The organism is Pleomorphomonas sp. T1.2MG-36, assembly GCF_950100655.1.
GTDB lineage: Bacteria > Pseudomonadota > Alphaproteobacteria > Rhizobiales > Pleomorphomonadaceae > Pleomorphomonas.
In genome coordinates this window covers 82,114-101,668 of the sequence record NZ_CATNLY010000045.1, presented here as the reverse complement: position 1 = coordinate 101,668, position 19,555 = coordinate 82,114, and the positions used below count along the sequence as shown (strand labels likewise).

Here is a 19,555-nt window from a genome sequence, read left to right as displayed (position 1 = left end):
CTTCCCGGCTTGGTGGCACGGAGGTCCGGAAGATCTCCAAAGTCGACATCGGCCTGAAACGGCGCTACGCCGCCGAACGGCGCTTCCGCGTCTACGGCCTGCTCGCCGTGACCATCGCCATCTGTTTTCTGGCAGCTCTGTTCAGCTCCATCGTGGCCAAGGGCTACACCGCGTTCCAACAAACGCGCATCAGCATGATCGTCGACTTCAATCCGACCATCATTGCACCGGACGGCGATCGGTCGTCCGCCTCGATCATGGGCGGCAACGCGTTCCGCTTCGACGATCTGATCGCCGCGTCACTGCAGAAAACCTTGGAGCTCGATCCCAACGACGAGGATGCCCTCTACGATGGTCTCGATCTGTTGTCCAAGGGCTCCGCGCCGATGCTGAGGAGCATGCTCGCCAAGGACCCGTCGCTGATCGGCACCAAGAGAAACGTCGAGTTCTATGCCACGGGCGACGTCGATGCCTTCGTCAAGGGTTCGATCCGGGCCGACATTCCAGAAAGTCAGCGTCTCATCAAGGACAAGCACATTGTCCTCATCGAGAAGCTCGAGAAAGAGGGGGCCCTGCGACTCGCCTTCAACACGGGCCTGTTCACCAACGGCGCGTCGACACGGCCGGAAATGGCCGGCGTTGGCGTGGCGCTCGTCGGCTCGCTCTACATGATGATGGTGGTGCTGGTGCTGTCGCTGCCGCTTGGCGTCGCCGGATCGATCTATCTTGAGGAGTTCGCGCCGAAGAACCGCTGGACCGACCTGATTGAGGTCAACATCAACAACCTCGCCGCCGTTCCGTCCATCGTCTACGGTCTTCTGGGTCTTGCCGTCTTCATCAACTTTGCCCATCTGCCGCGCTCGGCGAGCCTGGTCGGTGGCCTGGTCCTGACGCTCACGACCTTGCCGACCATCATCATCGCCACGCGCGCCGCGCTGAAAGCGGTGCCTCCGTCGATCCGCGAAGCCGGCCTTGGCGTTGGCGCCTCGAAGATGCAGACAGTCTTCCACCACGTACTGCCGCTGGCCATGCCCGGCGTGCTCACCGGAACGATCATCGGGCTGGCCCATGCCCTGGGCGAAACGGCGCCGCTGCTGATGATCGGCATGAAGGCATTCGTCGTCGAATACCCGACGACACCCTTCGATCCGGCGACGGCGCTGCCGACGCAGATCTACATGTGGGCAACCGAGCCGGAACGCGCCTTCACCGAGCGTACCTCGGCGGCGATCATCGTGTTGCTCGCCTTCCTGCTCGCCATGAACAGTATCGCCATCATCCTCCGCCGCGCCTTCGAGCGCCGCTGGTAACCCGTTTCTCCGGAGTTTCCGCCATGTCCGCAGTTCAGGTCGCGACGACCTTCGAAACCGTCCGCACCCCCGATCCGGCGAGCCGGCCGATCAAGATCCACACGGCCAACGTCCGAGTGACCTACGGCCAGAAAGAAGCCTTGCACGGGGTTTCCATCGGCATTCCCGAGAAGGCGGTCACCGCTTTCATCGGCCCGTCGGGTTGCGGCAAGTCGACCTTTCTGCGCTGCATCAACCGCATGAACGACACCATTGCGGGCGCCCGCGTCGAAGGAACCATCAAGCTCGACGATCAGGATGTCTATGATCCGGACCTCGATGTGGTGGAACTCCGAGCGCGCGTCGGCATGGTGTTCCAGAAGCCGAACCCGTTCCCGAAATCGATCTTCGACAATGTCGCCTACGGGCCGCGCATCCACGGCCTCGCCCGTTCCAAGGCCGACCTCGAGGAGATCGTCGTCACGTCCCTGCAGAAGGCCTCGCTCTTCAACGAGGTCAAGGATCGCCTCAACGAGCCGGGAACCGGCCTTTCCGGCGGCCAGCAGCAGCGGCTCTGCATCGCCCGCGCCATCGCCGTATCGCCCGAAGTCATCCTGATGGACGAGCCCTGCTCGGCGCTCGACCCGATCGCCACCGCCAAGGTGGAAGAATTGATCGACGAGCTTCGCGCCAACTTCACCATCGTCATCGTGACCCATTCGATGCAGCAGGCGGCGCGTGTGTCGCAGCGGACCGCCTTCTTCCATCTCGGACACCTGATCGAGGAAGGCCCGACGGACCACGTCTTCACCAATCCGCTCGAACAGCGGACGCAGGACTACATAACGGGCCGCTTCGGCTAATCGGAAACGGCAGGAGATTTCCATGGAACATACGGTTTCCGCCTATGACGACGACCTCAAGGCAATCGCCCGCATGGTCACCGAGATCGGCGGCCTTGCCGAGCGCGCTGTCGGCGACTCGGTTGCCGCCCTGACGCGGCTCGACCTCGCCCTCGCCCAGAAGGTGATCGCCGGCGACAAGGATCTCGACCGGCTGCAGCGCGAGATCGAGGACAAGTCGATCCTGGTGATCGCCCGTCGCCAGCCGATGGCCAACGATCTTCGCGAAATCGTCGGTGCCATGCGCATCGCCAACGATATCGAACGGGTCGGCGATCTCGCCAAGAACATCGCCAAGCGTGTCGTCGCCATCAACGGCGTGTTCCCGCACAAGCAGCTCATCACCGGCGTCGAGCATCTCTGCGAGATCGCCCTGCAGCAGCTGAAGAGGGTGCTGGATGCCTATGCCAGCCAGGATGACCAGGCTGCCGGAGCCGTGCGCCAGCGCGATGACGAGATCGACGCGCTCTACACGTCGCTGTTCCGCGAGCTCCTCACCTACATGATGGAAGATCCGCGCAATCTCACCTTCTGCATCCATCTTCTGTTCTGCGCCAAGAACATCGAGCGTATCGGCGATCACGCCACCAACATCGCGGAATCGGTGCATTATGTCGTGACGGGCCGGTCCTACGATGAGGAGCGGCCCAAGGCCGACGCTTCGATTGCCAGTACCATTGCCGGTTCATAACAAGCTCTGGAGTTGAGGACGACCATGGCCAAGGTGATGATCGTCGAGGACGAGGAAGCAGTGTCGCTGATGCTGCGCTACAATCTCGAAGCCGAGGGCTTCGAGGTAGAGCAAGCTTTCCGCGGCGACGAGGCCGACATTCGCCTCAAGGAGATCACTCCCGACCTGCTTCTGCTCGACTGGATGCTGCCGGGTCTCTCGGGCATCGAACTGTGCCGTCGCCTGAGGGCACGGCCGGAAACCGAGCGGCTGCCGGTCATCATGTTGACGGCGCGCGGCGAGGAGTCGGAACGGGTACGCGGACTTGCGACCGGTGCCGACGACTATGTCGTGAAGCCCTTCTCGGTCCCCGAGCTGATCGCTCGCGTCAAGGCCATGCTGCGGCGTGCCAAGCCGGAAGCGGTATCCAGTCTTCTGACGGCCGGCGACATCGAGCTCGACCGCGAAACACGGCGTGTCCGGCGCTCGGCACGCGAAATACACCTCGGCCCGACCGAGTTCCGGCTGCTCGAGTTTCTGATGCAGTCGCCCGGCCGAGTTTTCTCGCGCGAACAGTTGCTCAATGGCGTGTGGGGCCACGACGTCTATGTCGACGAACGCACCGTCGACGTCCATGTCGGTCGCCTCAGAAAGTCGATCAATCGCGGCCGCGCCCGCGACCCGATCCGTACGGTACGCGGTTCCGGCTACTCCTTCGACGAGAAGTTCGCCAGCGGCTAAGCCATTGCCACCGTTTCGGACTGGGCGCTTCCCTCCGCTTTTGTCGCTTACGCTCCGCGGCCCGATGGTCTAGGTTCCCTTCCGATCGTCCAAAAGGGAGCCTGAGATGCTGGCGGGCAAGCGCATTCTGATCGTCATCGGTGGTGGCATCGCCGCCTACAAGGTGCTTGAGGTGATCCGACGCCTCAAGGAGCGCGGCGCCGAGGTACGAGTGATCCTGACCCGGTCGGGAAAAGAGTTCGTGACGCCGATGACCGTGGGAGCGCTCTCCGGCGAGAAGGTGTTCAGCGATCTGTTCGATCCCACCGAGGAGCAGGACATCGGCCATATCGTGCTTTCCCGCGATACGGACCTGATCCTGGTGGCGCCCGCCACCGCCAACCTGATGGCGCGCATGGCCAACGGCATTGCCGACGAACTTGCCACGGCCAGCCTGCTGGCCGCCGCCGCGCCGATCATCGTTTGTCCCGCCATGAACCAGCGCATGTGGGCGCACCCGGCAACCCGGCGCAACGCCGCGCAACTGGCCGCCGACGGCGTTCGCTTCATCGGCCCGGCCGAGGGGCGGATGGCCGAGCGCAACGAAGCAGGCGTCGGCCGCCTGTCCGAGCCGATGGACATCGTTGCCGGTGTCGAGGCTTTCTTCGCCATGCGGGAGCAACCGAGGCCGCTGGCCGGTCGGCACGTGCTCGTCACCTCCGGTCCGACCATCGAGCCGATCGATCCGGTGCGTTTCATCACCAACCGCTCCTCGGGCAAGCAGGGCCACGCCGTTGCCGCCGCCGCCGCCCGCGCCGGTGCCCGCGTGACGCTCATCTCCGGCCCGGTTTCGATCCCGGATCCTCTGGGTGTCGACATCGTTCGGGTGGAGACGGCCCGCGAGATGCTTGCGGCCGCGTTCGCCGCCCTGCCGGCCGACGTCGCGGTGATGACCGCCGCCGTATCGGATTGGCGTCCGGCCGAAGTGGCGCCGGACAAGATCAAGAAAGCGGCCGGTGACCCACCGCCGCTTTCGTTCATCGAAAACCCCGATATCCTAGCGACGCTCGGCCACGACGCCCAACGGCCGAAGATCGTCGTTGGATTCGCCGCCGAAACGACTGAAATCGAGACCAACGCTGCCAGAAAGCTGGCAACCAAGGGAGCCGACTATATCGTCGCCAATGACGTGTCGGCGGCCGGAGGGGTGTTCGGCGGCGATCGCAACAGCGTTCGCGTCCTTTCGGCGGCCGGTGTCGATGTCTGGCCGACGTTGTCCAAGGATGAGGTCGCCGAGCGCTTGGTTGCGCTGGTTGCCGAACGGCTTGGCTGATTTTCGATTCGGGTCCGCAACACATAAGGTTTGAGGTTATCGATGGTCGAGGTTGCTCTTTTGCGTCTACCCCATGCCCAGGATCTGCCGTTGCCGGCTTACCAGAGCGAGGACGCCGCAGGCCTCGATCTTCTGGCAGCCGTCGAAGAGGCGGTGATCCTGCCGCCGCTCGGGCGTGCATTGGTGCCGACCGGTCTCGCCATGGCGCTGCCGTCCGGTTACGAGGCGCAGGTCCGGCCGCGCTCGGGGCTGGCCGCCAAGCATGGTGTGACCGTCCTCAACTCGCCCGGCACGATCGATGCCGACTATCGCGGCGAGATAAAGGTCATCCTGGTCAACCTTTCCGATACGCCATTCACCATCGGACGCGGCGAGCGCATTGCCCAGATGGTCATCGCGCCGGTCTGTCGTGCCCACCTCGTCGAAACCGAGGCACTCGACGCGACCATTCGCGGAGCGGGTGGGTTCGGATCGACAGGTCGATCTTGAGGATGGGGCAATCCGTTCTCAAGTATGGCTCTTCTATGGGATCATTTTCCAATCCGATTGCCTGATGCGACCTCGGTTGACTGGTGACGTTTTGCGACCGCCGATAGAATGGGCGTAATTTCAGAAGGCCAGCACAACGAGGATTTTCCCATGAGCGATCTTTCCCGCCGCGGTCGCGGCAAGATCTACGCGTCCATCACCGACACCATCGGCGACACACCGCTTGTTCGCTTCGACAAGCTCGCCAAGGAGAATGGCGTCAAGGCGACCATTCTCGGCAAGCTGGAGTTCTTCAACCCCATCGCCTCGGTCAAGGATCGCATTGGCGTTGCGATGATCGAGGCGCTGGAGGCACAGGGCAAGATCAAGCCCGGCGAGTCCACCCTGATCGAGCCGACCTCGGGCAACACAGGTATCGCGCTCGCCTTCGTCGCGGCCGCCAAGGGCTACCGGCTGATTCTGGTCATGCCGGAATCGATGTCGGTTGAACGCCGCAAGATGCTGAAGCTGCTTGGCGCCGAACTGGAGCTGACCGAAGCGGCCAAGGGCATGAAGGGCGCCATCGCCAAAGCCGGCGAGCTGGCCGCCAGCATTCCCGGTTCCATCATTCCGCAGCAGTTCGAGAATCCGGCCAACCCGGAAGTGCACCGCGTGAGCACGGCCGAGGAGATCTGGAACGATACCGAAGGCAAGGTCGACATTTTCGTCGCGGGCATTGGTACTGGTGGAACCATTACCGGCGTCGGCCGCGTATTGAAAGAGCGTAAGCCCGAGGTGAAGGTGGTGGCCGTCGAGCCGAACGAGAGCCCTGTTCTTTCGGGTGGCGCCCCCGGTCCGCACAAGATTCAGGGCATCGGCGCCGGTTTCGTTCCGTCGGTTCTCGACACCAAGGTCTACGACGAAATCCTACCGGTTCCCTCGGAAGAGGCACTTGCCACCGCTCGCCAGGCGGCGAAGCTTGAAGGCGTGCCGGTCGGCATTTCTTCCGGAGCGGCGCTGGCGGCGGCGATCAAGCTCGGTCAACGGCCCGAGAATGCCGGCAAGACCATCGTTGTGATCGTGCCGTCCTTTGCCGAGCGTTATCTGTCGACGGCCTTGTTCGAAGGGCTTGCCTGATCCACGTCCGGTTCGCCCGGCAACGGAGATGCTTTTTCGGCGGTCGGTGCCTTCAGGGTGCCGGCCGCCTTCTTCTTGGCGAGATCGACAAAGAAGGCGAGGATGATATCGCCGACGCCAGCGTCGGATACCAGTGCCGCGGCGTCTACCGGGTTGAAGAACCGGACCTCGCGCTGATCTTTTTCCTGCCAGTTCTCGAGCTGCCGCTCGATGGCCAGCGGAAAGACGTCGACCAGTACCTTCTCCTGGCGCTTGGGAAACTGCTTCACGTAGGTGAAGCGGCCAATGGCCTTCGGCACGGCGCTGCCGATCAGACCTGCCTCCTCCATCGCCTCGGTTTCGGCGCTCTCGTGAGGCTTCAAGCCTTTGATCGGCCAACCCTTGGGCAATATCCAGCGACCACTGTCGCGGGTGGTGATCATCACCACCTCGTAGCCTTCGGCCGTCAAACGATAGGGCAGGGCGGCGACCTGCCGGAATTTCTCGGGCGTCGCCTTGGCCACAACCGATCCTTTCGGAGACTTAATCATCAAGCGCCTCCCGACCAATCTGGCGGCTGGAACGAGCGCAGGAGCGCTCTATGACATAATTCGCCGGCTAAGGACAGCCTGACCGGACGAACCCGGGAAACCGCTGAGCCAAGTCTCGCTCAGGCCGTTTCTGCCTGCTCGCCATTGTCGAGATAGGTGTTCCAAAGCGCCTTTTCGCCAATGGCGGCAATAAAAGCTGCATGAGCCTCCGCTTCGGAAGCGGACAAACGCGAGGGCAACGGCGCGGGGCGCGGGCGTAGCGCAACGCGACCCCCGGTATCGCCGGTAGAAGCATCCTGGACGGACACCGTCAGGTCGAGGCCAGCCTGCCGGCCACCGGTCAGCTCGAGATAGACCTCGGCCAGGAGCTCCGCATCGAGCAGAGCGCCGTGCTTGATGCGCCTTGAGCGATCGATGCCGTAGCGATTGCAGAGTGCATCAAGGCTTGCGGGCGCACCGGGATGCTTCCGCCGCGCCATCATCAGCGTATCGACCACCCGCTCGTTGCCGAAAACTGGCCGTCCCGACGCCTTCAGCTCGAAATTGATGAAGCCCATGTCGAAGCTGGCATTGTGGGCAACCAAATGCGCTTCACCGACAAAGGCGACAAATCCATCGGCGATCTCGTCAAAACGCGGCTTGTCGGCCAGAAACTCGTCGGACAGCCCATGCACATCAAATGCTTCCTTGGGCACCGACCGCCCTGGATTGATGTAGACATGGAAGTTCCGCCCGGTCGGGAAACGGTTGACAACTTCGACGCAGCCGATTTCGACAAGGCGGTCGCCGGTCTTGGGATCGAGGCCAGTGGTTTCGGTATCGAAGACGATTTCACGCATGGGCGAATCCTGCCTGCCGACGAGCACGATTTCAAGGAAATCCGCCCCGCTTGTCCCCCGCCAAATCCTCAAGAAAGCAGTTGACGGAGAAAAGCCTCGACGGAAGCCTTCGCCGCGGCGATACCGTCTCCAGAGGGGATGACGAAATCGGCTCGCGCCCTTTTCTCGGCATCCGGCATCTGCCGCGCGAGGAGGACCTCGAACTTTTCCTGCGTCATGCCGGGGCGAGACAGCACGCGGGCGCGCTGCACCTCGGCCGGGGCCGATACCACCACCGTCTTGTCGACATCCCCCTGCCGGCCGGTTTCGAAAAGAAGCGGAATGTCGAGGATGACTGCTCGGGCGCCAGTGGCCCGAGACCGTGCGAGGAAATCGGCTTCGGCACGATGCACCGCCGGATGAACGATGGCTTCCAATCGGCGGAAGGCGTCGGCATCGCCGGAAAGCCGTTCGGCGAGCCGAGCGCGGTCGACGCGACCCGCCCTGGTCGTTCCAGGGAATGCCGCCTCGATATCGGCGGCGAGCGGACCTTCGTAGAGGGCATGCACCGTCGCATCGGCATCGAACACCGGCAGACCCGCTTGCCGGAACAGATCGGCGGTGGTGGTCTTGCCCATGCCGATCGAGCCGGTGAGACCGATGATGATCAAAGATCGGCCTCGATCAGTGCCCGAAGCTCCGCGGTCACCGACGGGCGTTGTCCGAACCAGCGCGTGAAGCCCGGGACCGCCTGGTGGAGGAGCATGCCAAGACCGTCGACGGTGCGGAGGCCACGCGACGCGGCCGAGGCGAGGAATGGCGTCTCAAGAGGTACATAAACGATGTCCGTCACCACGGCATCGGCCGGCACGACGCTCAGATCGAGATCGATGGCACCATCGCCTTTCATGCCCAACGACGTCGTGTTGACGAGAAAGCCGGCCGTTACCGCATATCGATTCGCTTCCGAAAGGACGTCGGCAGAGGCTCGGCCGGGATAGCGCCCCGCCAGGGCCTCCGCTCGCGACAGGGTGCGATTGAGGATGCGCACCCTGAATCCGCGGTCGACCAACGCATCCACGACGGCGGCGGCGGCACCGCCGGCACCGAGCACGAGCGCTTCGGCAGGAGCCCTGTCCCAGCCGGGCGCACGATCGTCGAGATTGGCAAGAAAGCCAATTCCGTCGGTGTTGTCCGCGCAGAGCACGCCATTTTCCATCCACAACGTGTTGGCGGCGCCAACCCGGTCGACGACCGGCTCACGATAGCCGGCAGCGCGGGCGGCCGTTTCCTTGTAGGGAATGGTGACATTGCCGCCGAGCAACCCGCTGTCGGCAAAGTGGGCGAAGAAATCCTCGGCTCGTTCCGGCTCGACGGCAACGCGGCCATAGTCACCCTTGATATCGAACTGTTTCAGCCAGTGGCCGTGGATCAAAGGTGAACGCGACTGGCTCACGGGCCAGCCAATGACGGCCGCATGACTCATTGTTCGATCATCCTTTCCTCGCGCAGAAACTCGAGCAATGGCAGGAGAGGCAGACCGAGGATGGTGAAATGGTTTCCATCGATGGCTTCGAACAGCTGAACGCCGAAGCCTTCGAGCTGGTAGGCGCCGACCGAACCCAGTGCCGTTTCGCCAACCACGGCGAGATAGTGACTGATGAAGCGTGTCGAGAGTGGCCGCATGGTCAGTTTGGCACCATCGACAGTGCGATAAAGAACCTCGCCATTGCGGGCCAATGACAAGGCGGAATGAAGTTCGTGCGTGCGCCCCGAGAGACGGACGAGTTGCCGACTGGCTTCCTCGCGATCCCTTGGCTTGTGAAAACGTTCATCGCCCAGCGACAGTGTCTGATCGGCACCGATGACCAGATCGCCGGGCCTGCGCAACGAGACCTCGACCGCCTTCACATCGGCAAGTGCCTGCGCCACATCGGCGGCGGAAAGCCCGACGAGATCCTCCTCAATGAGGCGTTCGTCGACATCGGCCGGAATCCGTTTGAAGATCAGACCGGCACCGGTCATGAGGGCGGCGCGAGCGGCGCTCGCAGAGGCAAGAACGAGGCTCATGTCTTAACCGGCGTCCGAAAAGGGATCGAGGACCTTGCCATAGCGATGCTGGTCCCAAAGGGCGAGGATGGCGGCGGCGGTTTCCTCGATCGATCGGCGCGTGACGTCGATCATCGGCCAACCATGCTCGGTGCAGAGGCGCTTGGAATAGAGAATTTCCTGGGCGATCGACGCCTTGTCGACATAGGTCGAGTTCTGGTTCTGATCGGCGAGTGCCAGCAGGCGGTTCTGTCGGACATGCATGATGCGTTCGGCAGTGGCGATGAGGCAGACCACCAGCGGCCGCCGCGCGACGATAACCTTGTCGGCAATTGGGATGCCCGGCACTAGAGGGACATTGGCAGTGCGGATGCCGCGATTGGCGAGATAGATCGATGTCGGTGTCTTCGACGTGCGGCTGATGCCGATCAGGATGACATCGGTTTCCTCGATGTCATCGGGAAGGGCGCCATCGTCGTGAGCCAGTGTGAAGTTCAGCGCGTCGATCCGCTTGAAATAGTCGGCGTCCATGGCGTGCTGGGCGCCGGCCTTGCCGATCGCCCGCACATTGAAGAAGGAACGGAACACATCGAACACGGGCCGCAACACGTCGATGCAGGGAATGGCCGCCGCCTGGCAGGCTTCTTCGAGCCGAACGGCCAGATCCTGTTGCACCAGCGTATAAAGAACGATGCCGGGAGCAGCCTCGATGTCGGCGATGACGCGCTCGATGTGCCGAACCGATCGCACCAAGGGATAGATGTGCTCGATGGCCACCATCGAGTCGTATTGCGCTGTTGCCGCCCGGCCGACGGCGAGCAGCGTCTCGCCGGTGGAGTCCGAGACGAGGTGGATATGAAAATAGGTCTGGCCTCGCTTCATGGCCGGCGTGCTCCGAAAGATGGCGGGCAGCATCTCAGATGGCGCAAGGCTTGGCGAGTTCTTTTTAGCCTCCTGCGATCAAGCACTTGGATGCGGTTGGTCGGGGGCTGTCCACAGGCCGCCGCCCATCTGGTGGACGAACGTGAACAAGCGAGGCCCTGGGAAAGGGGTCTGGCCGACCCCTGTGGGTAAGTCGCAAATTCGTCAACAGGCAGGCCAAAACGACCTCTTTTTGACGGACCCTGTGGGTGCTGTGCAAAAGCGATCCGCGTGCTTAACGGTTCTTTAACTTTTCGACCGTCATCCCCATTGACCATTCGTTAAGACTTGCGGCATTCCGCCATCCGTTGAAGTTTTCCACGAAAGCCACAGGCTAATGTGTGAGAGGCGGTTGTCGATATCCTCCGTCGCCTCCTCGCATGGTTCGGATTGTGGAGAGGCGACAATCCCTGCTATCCCTCGGCAATAAGAAAAAGAAAGTCTCTTCAAATAGGATTCTTAACTTGGAAACGGCCGACGGCGCGATGACAGACAGGGTGGCAAACGAACGTCGCCTCCTCAGGGTTCTCGATGGCGAGCGGCTCTCACCGCCACCGGTCTGGATGATGCGGCAAGCCGGTCGCTATCTTCCCGAGTATCGAGCCACACGCGCCAAAGCGGGTTCCTTCCTAGATCTTTGCTATGCACCGGAACTTGCCACGGAGGTGACGCTTCAGCCGATCCGACGCTTTGGCTTTGATGCGGCCATTCTGTTTTCCGACATCCTCGTCATACCGCATGCGCTGGGTCAGAAGGTCTGGTTCGTCGAGGGAGAAGGACCCCGACTGGAGCCGATCGATCTGTCTCGCCAGGAACTCCAACCGGATCGCCTGCTCGAACGGTTGGCGCCGGTCATCGAAACGGTGTCTCGCGTTCGCAGCGAGCTTCCGAAGGAGACCGCGCTGCTCGGCTTCTGCGGGGCGCCCTGGACGCTAATCACCTACATGGTCGCCGGACGGGGTACACCGGATCAGATGCCGGCACGCCGGGCAGCGCTCGCGGATCCAAGCGGTGTCGATCGGTTGGTCGACGTTCTGGTCGACGCTTCGATCGACTATCTTTCCGCCCAGCTTGCGGCTGGCGCCGACGCGGTTCAGATTTTCGATACCTGGGCGGGGGCGCTCGACGATACCGGCTTCTGGCGGTTTGTCATCGAACCGACGAAACGGATTGTCGCGGGAGTGCGAGCCCGAGTGCCGAATGCCCGGGTGATCGGCTTTCCAAAGGGGGCAGGCGGACATCTTCCGGCTTACGTTAGGGAGACCGGAGTCAATGCCGTTGGCATCGATTGGCAGGCTTCGCTCGATTTTGTTCGGGATAGCGTGCAGCCTCAAACCGCCGTGCAGGGAAACATCGATCCGCTGCATCTCGTCGTCGGTGGCGGAGCTCTCGATGCCGCCGTCGATCGGGTGCTCGATCGTTTGGGCGAGGGGAGGCTGATCTTCAATCTCGGTCACGGCATCACGCCGGACGGTTCCATCGACAATGTTGCGCGTATGCTGGCACGTGTTCGCGGGGGGCGGTGATGGGCTTGGCCTACGATTGGATCAAGATCGGCCATCTGTTTTCCGTCATCGCCTGGATGGCCGGCATTTTTTATCTGCCGCGCCTTTTCGTCTACCACGCCGATGCCGAGGTGGGGTCGGCTCAGTCTGAGACGTTCAAGGTGATGGAGCGCCGACTCCTCAAGGGCATCATGCGGCCAGCCATGTATGGCACTTGGGGTTTTGGCCTCTGGCTCGGTTTGAAGGGTGGCTGGTTTTCCGGCGCGTCCTGGCTGTGGCTGAAAGCCTTGCTGGTGCTTGCCCTGACCGTTTACCACTACCAGCTCGATGCTTGGCGCAAGGCCTTCGCGATTGATGCAAATCGGCGCAATTCCCGCTTTTTCAGGATGATGAACGAGCTGCCCACAATCATTCTCCTGGGCATTCTGACCTTGGTTGTGCTGAAGCCGTTTTGACGCTGAGGCGACGGGTTGCCGTCTTGCCGCGCCGGTCGGAACAGAGTATAGCGAAATCCGTCCCTCGCTTCGCGGGCAGGCATCTTCCGGACGGAGCGTTCGGATAGTTTTCCCGTGGCGGCTCCCCGCCGTCACTGCCAGCCCGCGTCTTTCGGAAAAGATCGTCGATGCGTATCCCCACCGAGGGGAGTTTTGTGTTTTCGACTTCAATTCCTTTTTCCAGCCAAGAGATGCCTTGTCCATGTCGGAGATGAAGCTCCAGGATCTCAAGAAGAAGACCCCCACCGAACTTCTGGCCGTTGCGGAAGAAGTCGAGGTCGAGAATGCCTCGACCATGCGCAAGCAGGAACTGCTGTTTGCCATTTTGAAGCAGCTTGCCGAGCAAGAAGTCGATATCATCGGCGAGGGTGTCGTCGAAGTGCTGCAGGATGGGTTCGGTTTCCTGCGCTCTCCCGATGCCAACTATCTGCCAGGTCCGGACGACATCTATATTTCGCCGGCCCAAATTCGTCGGTTCTCGCTCAGGACCGGCGACACCGTCGAGGGGCAGATCAGGAGCCCCAAGGAAGGCGAGCGCTACTTCGCGCTGCTCAAGGTCAACACCGTCAATTTCGAGGACCCCGAGAAGGCGCGCCACAAGGTGCACTTCGACAACCTGACGCCGCTCTATCCTGACGAGCGCTTCCGCATGGAAGTCGAGGGCGTGCCGTCGAAGGACTTTTCGGCGCGCGTCATCGATATCGTGGCGCCGCTTGGCAAGGGACAGCGCGCGTTGATCGTTGCGCCGCCGCGTACCGGCAAGACGGTCCTGCTGCAGAACATTGCCCACTCGATCACCACCAACCATCCGGAATGCTATCTGATCGTTCTTCTGATCGACGAGCGTCCGGAAGAAGTGACCGACATGCAGCGCTCGGTGCGCGGCGAGGTGGTGTCCTCCACCTTCGACGAGCCGGCGACGCGCCACGTCCAGGTCGCCGAGATGGTCATTGAGAAGGCCAAGCGTTTGGTCGAGCATGGCCGTGACGTCGTCATTCTTCTCGACTCCATCACCCGTCTCGGCCGAGCCTACAACACTGTGGTGCCGTCTTCCGGCAAGGTGCTGACCGGCGGCGTCGATGCAAACGCGCTGCAACGGCCCAAGCGCTTCTTCGGCGCGGCACGCAATATCGAGCAGGGTGGGTCGCTGACCATCATCGCCACCGCACTGATCGACACCGGCAGCCGCATGGACGAGGTGATCTTCGAAGAGTTCAAGGGCACGGGCAACTCGGAAATCATCCTCGATCGCAAGATCTCCGACAAGCGCGTGTTCCCTGCGATCGACATCCAGCGTTCCGGTACCCGCAAGGAAGACCTGCTGGTGGCGCCGGACAAGCTCAAGAAGACCTTCGTTCTTCGCCGCATTCTCAATCCTATGGGAACCACCGACGCAACCGAGTTCCTGTTGGACAAGCTGCGGCAGACCCGAACCAACGGCGATTTCTTCGATTCCATGAACACCTGATCCGGTCGACGGTGTTTCACGTGAATCAGTGAAACACCGTCGATTCGGTACCGTTTCAAATCGCCAGAATGTCGATGAGGGCCCCGTTGGGGCCCTTGCCTTTTGAACATACCGCCAACCCCAACGGTACTCCCTGGGTTCGGCACTACGAAGGTATCAACGGAGACATCGAATCGTGACCGAGACGATCTTCGCCTTGTCGTCAGGTGCGCCGCCAAGCGGCGTCGCGGTGGTGCGTGTCTCCGGACCTCAGGTTCGATTCGTACTCGAAACAACGATTGGGCATGTGCCTGCTTCTCGCCGTGCGGTGTTGCGAGACATCAGTGGAAATGGTCAGCTGATCGACCGCGGTCTGGTGCTTTTCTTTCCGGGGCCGGCCAGCTTTACCGGTGAAGACGTCGCCGAGTTCCATCTTCACGGCGGTCGAGCGGTCCTATCGGCTTTTCTCGCCTATATTGGTGGGCTACCCGGGCTGAGACTGGCTGAAGCCGGAGAGTTCACGCGGCGAGCGTTCGAGAATGACCGCCTGGACCTGACGGAGGCCGAGGGACTTGCCGATCTGATCGCTGCCGAGACAGACGCTCAGAGGCGGCAGGCCTTGCGACTGGCTGGCGGAGCGTTTCGACAGAAGGCCGAGGAGTGGCGCCAGCGTATCATCGGCCTCAGGGCCTATGTCGAAGCTGATCTTGACTTCTCCGACGAGGAGGATGTGCCGGCTGACGTCTCAAGTGGCGTTGTTCCGGCCGTTGCCGGCCTGCAAGCGGAAATCGAACGCGCACTGACAGCTGGAGAGCGTGGCGAGCGGATTCGCGATGGTTTGGAAGTGGTGGTGCTCGGGCCGCCCAACGCGGGCAAGTCCAGCCTGGTCAACGCCCTGGCCGAACGTGATATCGCCATCGTCACGGACATTCCCGGGACTACCCGCGATGTCCTGGAAGTCCGCCTTGATCTTGACGGTTACGCCGTGACGTTGATCGACACAGCCGGTCTTCGCGACGGTGGCGATACCATCGAGGCGGAAGGTATGAGGCGCGGTAGGGCGAGGGCGGCGGCGGCTGACATCGTTCTATGGCTTGATGAGACTAGTGCCCTCCCGCCGGACGAAGTGTTGGCGCTTGAGGCTGCGGTTTTGAGGGTTCGGACAAAGGCTGATCTCTCTCCCGGGGAGGGTGAAGGGATCCGGGTTTCGATCCATGATCGGACTTCGATCGATCGTCTGCTTCTCAGGTTGTCCGAGGAAGCAGCCAGTCGACTGGGCGGAGAGGCACCGTTGGTCAGCCGCGTTCGTCAACGGGGGTGCTTGGATCAGGCTTGTAAGGCACTACGAGAGGCTGGAGCTCCTGGCCTTCCTGCAGAGGTGGTAGCCGATCACCTTCGGCGGGCTAGTGATGCACTTGGACGCCTGACAGGTCGGATCGATGTGGAAGAGGTGCTGGGCTCCATTTTCTCGACCTTTTGCATCGGCAAGTAACCGATTCTCATCCGAAACGAATCTCCAGAAGCACTTATAGGCGGAATGGCTGCGGCGCGCGGCGGGCTGAAATTCGCAGTTAATTAACGGTGTTTCACGTGAAACACTCCACAGCCTGTGGAAAAGTCTTCGGATTCGCCTCCGAACCGAACCACGGAATCGAGCCTTTTCGAGGCGAGATCGGGCGAGAAAGACCGGAAAACAGCGCTTTCGGCTTTGACCTTATAGCCTCAATTGCCCTATGAAGACCCAACTGACCCCTGTCATCGGGCGCCACGCGCCGAGAAGGGCTTAGCTCGGTCGGCCACGGCGCCAATGGTCGCGCCAATTGGGCAGCGGCGACACTTGCAGATATCGGAGCGACAGTGAACGATCTGGAACGCTTTGACGTAATCGTTATCGGCGGTGGCCATGCGGGCGCCGAAGCCGCGCACGCCGCTGCGCGTAGTGGTGCGCGTACTGCGCTGATTACACATCACTTTTCGACTATTGGCGCGATGTCCTGCAATCCCGCGATTGGCGGGCTGGGCAAGGGACATCTCGTTCGTGAAGTCGATGCACTCGACGGCTTGATGGGCCGAGTTGCCGATGCTGCCGGCATTCAGTTCCGTCTTCTCAATCGACGGAAAGGGCCGGCCGTGCGGGGTCCTCGCGCGCAAGCCGACCGAAAGCTCTACAAGGCGGCGATGCAGGCCGAGATTGCGTCGACAGCCAACCTTTCGGTGGTCGAGGGTGAAGCCGACGATATCGAGGTTACTGACGGTAGTGTTTCGGCAGTCGTCATAGCGGATGGGCGTCGGCTGACCTGCGCTGCTGTGGTTTTGACGACCGGGACCTTTCTGTCCGGACTTATTCATCTCGGCCCCAAAACGACGCCGGCAGGGCGCATCGGCGAACGGCCGGCCATGGGATTGTCACGAACGCTTGCTCGGCTTGGGTTACGGCTCGGTCGCCTCAAGACGGGTACGCCGCCCCGGCTCGACCGCCATTCGATAGACTACGCCTCACTGGAGGCACAGCCGGGCGATGAAAGCCCGGAGCCATTCTCCACGCTGACCTCGATAATCGCCCAGCCGCAGGTTGCCTGCTACATCACCCGAACGAGCGAGGCAACGCACCGGGTAATTCGTGACAATGTCCACCGCTCGCCCATGTACTCCGGTCAGATCGGCAGCCGCGGACCTCGCTATTGCCCATCGATCGAAGACAAGATCGTCCGCTTCGGGGATCGGGACGGGCATCAGATTTTTCTGGAGCCGGAAGGGCTCGACAGCGATCTCGTCTATCCCAACGGCATCTCGACGTCCTTGCCCGAAGATGTGCAGGACGCGATCATTGCGTCGATTCCCGGGCTGGAGCGGGCGCGCATCGTCCAATACGGCTATGCCATCGAGTATGACCACATCGACCCTCGCGAGCTGCAACCGACGTTGGAAGCAAAGAAGCTGGCCGGATTGTTCCTCGCCGGCCAGATCAACGGCACCACCGGTTATGAGGAAGCGGCGGCTCAGGGTCTTGTCGCCGGCATCAACGCGGCCCGGCGAGCGGGTGGGGCGGAAGGCATCGTGTTCGATCGAGCCGAAGCCTATCTCGGTGTGATGATCGATGATCTTGTCACCAAGGGTGTGAGTGAGCCCTATCGCATGTTCACCTCCCGTGCCGAGTATCGCTTATCGCTGAGGGCGGATAACGCCGACCAGCGGCTGACGGCCCGTGGGCTTGCTCTCGGTGTGGTCGGGTCGACCCGTGCCCTTGCCTTCTCGGCAAAGATGGCGGCGCTGGAAGCCGCGCGGCAAACGGCGCTGTCACTCTCGCTGAGCCCGCGTGAAGGCGAGGACCATGGCCTTGCTCTCAACAAGGATGGCGTCCGACGGACCGCTTATGAGCTTCTCTCCTATCCGGACATGTCATTGTCCCGCCTTGCCGGCATCTGGCCTGAGCTCGGTTGTTTCGATAGCGTGACGAGCGCGGCCCTGGAGACCGAGGCGCTCTACGCCGTCTATCTCAACCGGCAGGAGGCCGATATCGCGGCGTTTCGACGCGACGAAGCCCGCGCATTGCCGGCTGATCTCGATTATCAGGCGGTGACGGGGCTTTCCAACGAAGTCCGGCAGAGGTTGGAATCGGTGCGACCGACCACTCTCGGTCAGGCCGGTCGTATCGATGGCGTGACGCCTGCCAGTCTGACGCTGCTTCTCGCCCACTTGCGCAAGCTTTCGGCGCGCCAGAAAGGGGAGGCCGCCTGATGACGGGGAAGGTAGCGAACCCAGCCGAAACGGATGACGACCTGGACGCCGTGCGGGCCATCCTGCCACTGGATGCGGCCATGGAAAGACGGCTTGTGGCTTATGTTGGTCTCGTTCGGAAGTGGCAGCCGGTCAAGAACCTAGTTGCACCGTCAACTCTTCCTGACATCTGGCGGAGGCATGTTGCCGACGGAGCGCAGGCGTTCGCTGCTCTGCCGAACGCCCGGCGTTGGCTCGACATCGGCTCGGGCGCCGGTTTTCCTGGGCTCGTGACGGCCATCCTGTTGGCGGATGTGGAGGGCGGTTCAGTGACTCTCGTTGAGTCCAACGGGCGGAAAGCGGCATTTTTGCAGGCGGTCGCTCGCGAATTGAGCTTGCCGGCAAAGATCGTTTCGGATCGCATCGAGTCGCTTCCGGAACGACTATCGCCCAATGAGAATCGATTCGACGCCGTTTCGGCTCGGGCTCTCGCCTCGTTCGATCGTCTTCTCGAGTATGCCGAACCTTGGCTGTGCGCTGGAGCAACGGGCGTTTTCCACAAGGGACAGGATTTTGCCACGGAGCACAGGCAAGCGTCTCTCTCGTGGAGCTTCGATCTGGTAGAACGGAAGAGCCGGATCGAAGCCGACAGCCGCATCATTCTCGTCGATCATGTCCGCCGGCTGCCGACTGCCGGTCTTCCAGAACAGGATGCCCGCCGATGAACCGCCTTCCGCACAGTCCCCGCGTGTTGTCGCTGGCCAACCAGAAGGGCGGCGTCGGCAAGACGACCACGGCCATCAACCTCGGCACGGCCCTGGCCGCCATCGGCGAGGAGGTGCTGATCATCGACCTCGACCCGCAGGGCAACGCCTCGACCGGCCTCGGTATCGATCGCAAGTCGCGCAAGGTGTCGACGTATGATCTTCTGATCGGCGAAGCGGAACTGCGGGAATGTCTGGTGCCGACGGCCGTGCCGCGGCTCACCGTCGCGCCGTCGACGTTGGACAATCTTGGGGTGGAGCTGGAAATCGCCGGCTCGGGAGATCGTGCCTACCGTCTCAGAAAGGCCATCGCCCGGCATGTCGAGGCGGTGGAGAACACGGGTGGTCGCGAGAAGAACTTCACCTACGTGCTGATCGACTGTCCGCCCTCGCTCAATCTGTTGACCATCAATGCGCTGTCGGCCTCGCACTCCATCCTTGTGCCTCTGCAGTGCGAATTTTTCGCCCTTGAGGGCTTGTCGCAGCTTCTCTCCACCGTCGAGCAGGTCAAGCGCAGCCTCAACCCGGAACTCGGTATCCATGGCATCGTGCTCACCATGTATGACGGCCGCAACAACCTCAGTGCGCAGGTCGTGCAGGACGTTCGCGCCAATATGGGCGATGCCGTCTATGAGACGATCATTCCGCGCAACGTCCGCGTTTCCGAGGCGCCCTCCTACGGCAAGCCGGCGCTGCTCTATGACCTCAAGTGTACGGGCAGCCAAGCCTATCTGAAGCTTGCCTCTGAAATCATCCAGCGCGAGCGGCGTTTCCGCGCCGTCGCGGCATAA

20 protein-coding genes are annotated in these 19,555 nt (G+C 62.1%); 14 read left to right on the top strand and 6 right to left on the bottom strand.

Features of this window, described 5'->3' with window-relative positions; genetic code table 11:
* The first annotated feature begins 32 nt into the window (after positions 1 to 32).
* From pstA to cysK, 7 genes are all read left to right on the top strand, one after another.
* Complete coding sequence (gene pstA, locus QQZ18_RS18095; protein WP_446728684.1) at positions 33 to 1,310, top strand: phosphate ABC transporter permease PstA; 1,278 nt, start codon at positions 33 to 35, stop codon at positions 1,308 to 1,310.
* Between the two features lie 23 nt (positions 1,311 to 1,333).
* The gene (gene pstB / locus QQZ18_RS18090; RefSeq protein ID WP_284542350.1) at positions 1,334 to 2,152 is read left to right on the top strand and encodes a phosphate ABC transporter ATP-binding protein PstB; all 819 of its coding nucleotides are present in this window, start codon (positions 1,334 to 1,336) and stop codon (positions 2,150 to 2,152) included.
* Positions 2,153 to 2,174: 22 nt separating this feature from the next.
* Positions 2,175 to 2,882, top strand: coding sequence for a phosphate signaling complex protein PhoU (gene phoU, locus QQZ18_RS18085; protein ID WP_284542349.1), 708 nt, complete (start codon positions 2,175 to 2,177; stop codon positions 2,880 to 2,882).
* A 24-nt stretch (positions 2,883 to 2,906) separates the two neighbouring features.
* Positions 2,907 to 3,602 carry a phosphate regulon transcriptional regulator PhoB gene (phoB, locus tag QQZ18_RS18080; protein ID WP_284542348.1) on the top strand — a complete coding sequence of 232 codons (696 nt, stop codon included), beginning with the start codon at positions 2,907 to 2,909 and terminating at the stop codon, positions 3,600 to 3,602.
* A 106-nt stretch (positions 3,603 to 3,708) separates the two neighbouring features.
* The gene (gene coaBC, locus QQZ18_RS18075) at positions 3,709 to 4,914 is read left to right on the top strand and encodes a bifunctional phosphopantothenoylcysteine decarboxylase/phosphopantothenate--cysteine ligase CoaBC (RefSeq protein ID WP_284542347.1); all 1,206 of its coding nucleotides are present in this window, start codon (positions 3,709 to 3,711) and stop codon (positions 4,912 to 4,914) included.
* A 42-nt stretch (positions 4,915 to 4,956) separates the two neighbouring features.
* Positions 4,957 to 5,403, top strand: a complete 447-nt coding sequence (gene dut / locus QQZ18_RS18070) for a dUTP diphosphatase (RefSeq protein WP_284542346.1) — start codon at positions 4,957 to 4,959, stop codon at positions 5,401 to 5,403.
* Positions 5,404 to 5,553: 150 nt separating this feature from the next.
* Positions 5,554 to 6,519: a cysteine synthase A gene (gene cysK / locus QQZ18_RS18065; RefSeq protein WP_284542345.1), complete on the top strand. Its 966-nt coding sequence runs from the start codon at positions 5,554 to 5,556 to the stop codon at positions 6,517 to 6,519.
* Here cysK and QQZ18_RS18060 read toward each other — a convergent pair.
* The 6 genes from QQZ18_RS18060 to QQZ18_RS18035 form a co-directional block, all read right to left on the bottom strand.
* Complete coding sequence (locus QQZ18_RS18060) at positions 6,483 to 7,049, bottom strand: NUDIX hydrolase (protein ID WP_284542344.1); 567 nt, start codon at positions 7,047 to 7,049, stop codon at positions 6,483 to 6,485. The two genes, cysK and QQZ18_RS18060, sit on opposite strands and share 37 nt — an antisense overlap.
* A gap of 119 nt (positions 7,050 to 7,168) precedes the next feature.
* Positions 7,169 to 7,888, bottom strand: a complete 720-nt coding sequence (gene dnaQ / locus QQZ18_RS18055; RefSeq protein ID WP_284542343.1) for a DNA polymerase III subunit epsilon — start codon at positions 7,886 to 7,888, stop codon at positions 7,169 to 7,171.
* A gap of 68 nt (positions 7,889 to 7,956) precedes the next feature.
* Positions 7,957 to 8,538 carry a dephospho-CoA kinase gene (gene coaE, locus QQZ18_RS18050; RefSeq protein WP_284542342.1) on the bottom strand — a complete coding sequence of 194 codons (582 nt, stop codon included), beginning with the start codon at positions 8,536 to 8,538 and terminating at the stop codon, positions 7,957 to 7,959.
* On the bottom strand, positions 8,535 to 9,353 hold the full coding sequence (locus tag QQZ18_RS18045) for a shikimate dehydrogenase (RefSeq protein ID WP_284542341.1): 819 nt from the start codon (positions 9,351 to 9,353) through the stop codon (positions 8,535 to 8,537). Before QQZ18_RS18045 ends, coaE begins: the two co-directional genes overlap by 4 nt.
* On the bottom strand, positions 9,350 to 9,937 hold the full coding sequence (locus tag QQZ18_RS18040; protein ID WP_284542340.1) for a Maf family protein: 588 nt from the start codon (positions 9,935 to 9,937) through the stop codon (positions 9,350 to 9,352). The genes QQZ18_RS18045 and QQZ18_RS18040 overlap by 4 nt, the downstream gene beginning before the upstream one ends.
* 3 nt (positions 9,938 to 9,940) lie before the next feature.
* Positions 9,941 to 10,798 (bottom strand): pyruvate, water dikinase regulatory protein, encoded by an 858-nt coding sequence (locus QQZ18_RS18035; RefSeq protein ID WP_284542339.1) that lies wholly within the window; start codon positions 10,796 to 10,798, stop codon positions 9,941 to 9,943.
* Positions 10,799 to 11,334: 536 nt separating this feature from the next.
* Here QQZ18_RS18035 and hemE point away from each other — a divergent pair.
* The 7 genes from hemE (at position 11,335) to QQZ18_RS18000 (ending at position 19,555) form a co-directional block, all read left to right on the top strand.
* On the top strand, positions 11,335 to 12,363 hold the full coding sequence (gene hemE / locus QQZ18_RS18030; RefSeq protein WP_446728677.1) for a uroporphyrinogen decarboxylase: 1,029 nt from the start codon (positions 11,335 to 11,337) through the stop codon (positions 12,361 to 12,363).
* Positions 12,363 to 12,797, top strand: a complete 435-nt coding sequence (hemJ, locus tag QQZ18_RS18025; protein ID WP_284542337.1) for a protoporphyrinogen oxidase HemJ — start codon at positions 12,363 to 12,365, stop codon at positions 12,795 to 12,797. The genes hemE and hemJ overlap by 1 nt, the downstream gene beginning before the upstream one ends.
* A gap of 241 nt (positions 12,798 to 13,038) precedes the next feature.
* Positions 13,039 to 14,304: a transcription termination factor Rho gene (gene rho / locus QQZ18_RS18020; RefSeq protein ID WP_100080831.1), complete on the top strand. Its 1,266-nt coding sequence runs from the start codon at positions 13,039 to 13,041 to the stop codon at positions 14,302 to 14,304.
* A 175-nt stretch (positions 14,305 to 14,479) separates the two neighbouring features.
* Positions 14,480 to 15,775, top strand: coding sequence for a tRNA uridine-5-carboxymethylaminomethyl(34) synthesis GTPase MnmE (gene mnmE / locus QQZ18_RS18015; protein ID WP_284542336.1), 1,296 nt, complete (start codon positions 14,480 to 14,482; stop codon positions 15,773 to 15,775).
* A gap of 365 nt (positions 15,776 to 16,140) precedes the next feature.
* Positions 16,141 to 18,021, top strand: a complete 1,881-nt coding sequence (gene mnmG, locus QQZ18_RS18010; protein WP_284542335.1) for a tRNA uridine-5-carboxymethylaminomethyl(34) synthesis enzyme MnmG — start codon at positions 16,141 to 16,143, stop codon at positions 18,019 to 18,021.
* Complete coding sequence (gene rsmG, locus QQZ18_RS18005; protein WP_284542334.1) at positions 18,021 to 18,725, top strand: 16S rRNA (guanine(527)-N(7))-methyltransferase RsmG; 705 nt, start codon at positions 18,021 to 18,023, stop codon at positions 18,723 to 18,725. Before mnmG ends, rsmG begins: the two co-directional genes overlap by 1 nt.
* A complete protein-coding gene (locus QQZ18_RS18000) occupies positions 18,722 to 19,555 on the top strand; it encodes a ParA family protein (RefSeq protein WP_284542333.1) in 834 nt (277 codons plus the stop codon). The genes rsmG and QQZ18_RS18000 overlap by 4 nt, the downstream gene beginning before the upstream one ends.

Bases quoted from the DNA above. Each gene is read 5' to 3' on its own strand.
- pstB (WP_284542350.1), top strand. From the start codon at position 1,334: ATGTCCGCAGTTCAGGTCGCGACGACCTTCGAAACCGTCCGCACCCCC.
- phoU (WP_284542349.1), top strand. From the start codon at position 2,175: ATGGAACATACGGTTTCCGCCTATGACGACGACCTCAAGGCAATCGCC.
- phoB (WP_284542348.1), top strand. From the start codon at position 2,907: ATGGCCAAGGTGATGATCGTCGAGGACGAGGAAGCAGTGTCGCTGATG.
- coaBC (WP_284542347.1), top strand. From the start codon at position 3,709: ATGCTGGCGGGCAAGCGCATTCTGATCGTCATCGGTGGTGGCATCGCC.
- dut (WP_284542346.1), top strand. From the start codon at position 4,957: ATGGTCGAGGTTGCTCTTTTGCGTCTACCCCATGCCCAGGATCTGCCG.
- cysK (WP_284542345.1), top strand. From the start codon at position 5,554: ATGAGCGATCTTTCCCGCCGCGGTCGCGGCAAGATCTACGCGTCCATC.
- QQZ18_RS18060 (WP_284542344.1), bottom strand. From the start codon at position 7,049: ATGATTAAGTCTCCGAAAGGATCGGTTGTGGCCAAGGCGACGCCCGAG.
- dnaQ (WP_284542343.1), bottom strand. From the start codon at position 7,888: ATGCGTGAAATCGTCTTCGATACCGAAACCACTGGCCTCGATCCCAAG.
- QQZ18_RS18045 (WP_284542341.1), bottom strand. From the start codon at position 9,353: ATGAGTCATGCGGCCGTCATTGGCTGGCCCGTGAGCCAGTCGCGTTCA.
- QQZ18_RS18040 (WP_284542340.1), bottom strand. From the start codon at position 9,937: ATGAGCCTCGTTCTTGCCTCTGCGAGCGCCGCTCGCGCCGCCCTCATG.
- QQZ18_RS18035 (WP_284542339.1), bottom strand. From the start codon at position 10,798: ATGAAGCGAGGCCAGACCTATTTTCATATCCACCTCGTCTCGGACTCC.
- hemJ (WP_284542337.1), top strand. From the start codon at position 12,363: ATGGGCTTGGCCTACGATTGGATCAAGATCGGCCATCTGTTTTCCGTC.
- rho (WP_100080831.1), top strand. From the start codon at position 13,039: ATGTCGGAGATGAAGCTCCAGGATCTCAAGAAGAAGACCCCCACCGAA.
- rsmG (WP_284542334.1), top strand. From the start codon at position 18,021: ATGACGGGGAAGGTAGCGAACCCAGCCGAAACGGATGACGACCTGGAC.
- QQZ18_RS18000 (WP_284542333.1), top strand. From the start codon at position 18,722: ATGAACCGCCTTCCGCACAGTCCCCGCGTGTTGTCGCTGGCCAACCAG.